Source organism: Streptomyces graminilatus (genome assembly GCF_001418565.1).
GTDB lineage: Bacteria > Actinomycetota > Actinomycetes > Streptomycetales > Streptomycetaceae > Streptomyces > Streptomyces graminilatus.
In genome coordinates this window covers 1-1,804 of record NZ_LIQQ01000786.1, presented here as the reverse complement: position 1 = coordinate 1,804, position 1,804 = coordinate 1, and the positions used below count along the sequence as shown (strand labels likewise).

Below are 1,804 nucleotides of genomic sequence, written 5' to 3'. Positions count from 1 at the left end.
GACGTCGAGGTTGTGCTCGATCGTCACCACCGAGTGGCCCGCGTCCACCAGGCGTTGGAGTACGTCGAGCAGGCGGGCGGTGTCGGCGGCGTGCAGGCCGGTGGTCGGCTCGTCGAGGAGGTAGAGGGTGCGGCCGATCGCTCGGCGCCCCAACTCCTTGGCCAACTTGAGGCGTTGGGCCTCGCCCCCGGAGATGGTGGTGGCGGGCTGGCCCAGCGGGAGATAGCCGAGGCCCACGTCCGAGAGCCGTTGCAGCCGGGCCGCGATCTGCCGTACGCCCCGGAAGACGGTTAGCGCCTCGTCCACCGTGGCGGCCAGCACCTCGGCGATGTCGTACCCCTCGTACCGCACCGCGAGGACCTCGCTGCGGAACCGGCGGCCCCGGCACCCCGGGCACCGCACCTCCACGGCGGGCAGGAAGTGCATGTGCACGGCGAGCACACCGGCACCCTCGCACCGTTCGCAGCGCCCGCCGGGCACGTTGAAGGAGAAGGCCGCCGGGGTCAGTCCTCTCGTCCGCGCCGCCCCCTGCGCGGCGAACAGTTCCCTGACCGGGGTGAAGACGTCCGCGTAGGTCGCCGCGTTCGAACGCGGAAGGCGGCTGATCGGCTCCTGGTCGATCGTCACGACCTTGTCGAGGTGCTCCCAGCCGTCGATACCGTCATGCTCGCCCGGCGCCAACTCCCGTGCCTCGTTGAAGCGTTGGTGTGCCGCGCGGCCCAACACATCCAGTATCAGCGTCGACTTGCCGGAGCCTGACGGCCCCGTGACCGTCACCAGCCGCCCGAGCGGAATCCGTACGGTGACATCCGCGAGGTTGTGGGCACGGGCACCCCGGATCACCAACTCGTGTCCCGACTCCGGGCGTTGCTTGCGTTCCGGGTGCTGGAGCCGGCCCGACAGATACGCGCCGGTGACGGAACCCTCCGTCGCCGCCACCTCCGCCGGGGTTCCCTCGGCGACGACCCGGCCGCCGTCCCGGCCCGCACCCGGACCGATGTCGACGACGTGATCGGCGGCCCACAGCACGTCCAGGTCGTGTTCGATCACGACCACCGTGTTGCCCAGGTCGCGCAGGCGGCGCAGTACGCCGATGAGGCGGGCCGTGTCGGCGGGGTGCAGTCCGATGGTCGGCTCGTCGAGGACGTACAGCATGCCGGTGAGGCCGGAGCCGAGCAGCGCGGCCAGGCGCAGCCGCTGGGACTCGCCCGCCGAGAGGCTGGTGCTCGACTGGCCGAGGGTGAGGTAGCCGACGCCCGTGTCGACGAGCCGGCGTACCCGTTCCTCCAGGTCGGCGACGACCGGCTCGGCGAACCGCCACTCGTCCCCGGTGGAGAACGCCCTCAACTCCGCCACCCAGTCGGCGAGTTCGACGAGAGGCAGCCGGGACGCCGCCGTGATGCCGAGGCCGTGCACGGTGACGGCGCGGCTCTCGGCCCGCAGCCGGGTCCCCGCGCACGCGCCGCAGGTCTCCTTCACCATCGACCGCTCGGCCTTCTGCCGGTAGGCGGTGTCGTCGACACGGTCGGCGTAGCGCCGCATGAACGCGGTGACGACGCCCTCGAAACGGCCGGCGGAGACGGTGGCCGGGGGTTCGACGCCGGGGGCGGGCAGGTGCCTCCCGAACTCGGGGGACTCGACCCCGTGGAGCAGCAAGTCCCGTGCGTTCGGCGCCAGTTCGGCCACCGGGGTGTCCGCGTCGAAAGTGTCGGGGGCGAGGCCGTAGTGGCTGGCGGCGGCTCGTAGCAGGGGCAGGTTCCGTTCGACGAGCTGCCTGGGCCAGCCGCGCACCGCACCGGCGGCG

1 protein-coding gene is annotated in these 1,804 nt (G+C 72.4%); it reads right to left on the bottom strand.

The annotated features are described in order from the left end of the window. A partial coding sequence (locus tag AOK08_RS41565) for an excinuclease ABC subunit UvrA (RefSeq protein WP_055535729.1) occupies window positions 1–1,804 on the bottom strand: 1,804 nt, incomplete at both ends.